This window comes from Arthrobacter ginkgonis (assembly GCF_039540195.1).
Lineage (GTDB): Bacteria > Actinomycetota > Actinomycetes > Actinomycetales > Micrococcaceae > Zafaria > Zafaria ginkgonis.
The window spans coordinates 1-816 of record NZ_BAABEO010000038.1 but is presented as its reverse complement, the minus strand read 5'-3'; the positions used below and the strand labels follow the sequence as shown (position 1 = coordinate 816).

Annotated in this window: 1 protein-coding gene; it reads left to right on the top strand. The window is 77.3% G+C overall.

Translation table 11 applies throughout. The features are described 5' to 3' along the window. Window positions 1-816, top strand: an 816-nt coding sequence (locus ABD912_RS23160) for a 13E12 repeat family protein (protein ID WP_345154798.1), incomplete at both ends; no start/stop codon positions are given.

Here is an 816-nt window from a genome sequence, read left to right as displayed (position 1 = left end):
ACCGGGAGGCCGCGGGCATCCGCGACCTGGCCGAGTGCACCCGGGCCCGCGGGGACCGGACCGCGGCCCGCCAGATGCTCGCCCGCGCCGCGCACCTGACGGGCGCGGACCTGGAGGCCGCCCACTCGCTGGCCGCCACCGAGATCGCCACCGCCCTGCACCTGCCCGAGGGCACCGCCCGCGCCCTGCTCGAGGAGGCCGAGGAACTGGCCCTGCACCACGAACCCGTGCTGGCCGCCCTCGCCGCCGGCGCGGTGTCCTACGCGCACGCCCGCATCGTCAACGACGAATGCTCCGCCCTGCGCCTGCGCATCCCCCTTGAGCGTCCCCGCGACACCGACGACCAGGCCCGCACCCGCCAGGAGCTGGAGACCGCGATGCTCGCCGCGTCCCGGACCCTGGAAACCGTCCTGCTCGCCCACGGCGCCACCCGCACCCCCGCCCAGCTCCGCGACAAGGCCCGACGGCTGAGCGACGCCCGCGACCGGCGCACCCGCCACGAACACGCGGCCGCGGCCCGCGACGCCTGGTACGAACCCCGCCCCGACGGCATGGGCCGGGTCTGCCTGAGCCTGCCCGCCGTCCAGGCCCAGGCCCTGATCGACAGGATCCGGCGCATCGCCACCGACCGCGCCGGGGACCCGGCCGAAACCCGCACCGCCAACCAGCTGCGCGCCGACACCCTGGCCGACCTCGCCCTCGCCGGCACCCCGGGCAACGCGTGGGACCACATCCGCGGCCACGTCCTGGTCCTGATCCCCCACCACGTCCTCACCAACACCGGCACCGGCGGGACCGGCACCGACGCCGCCGGCA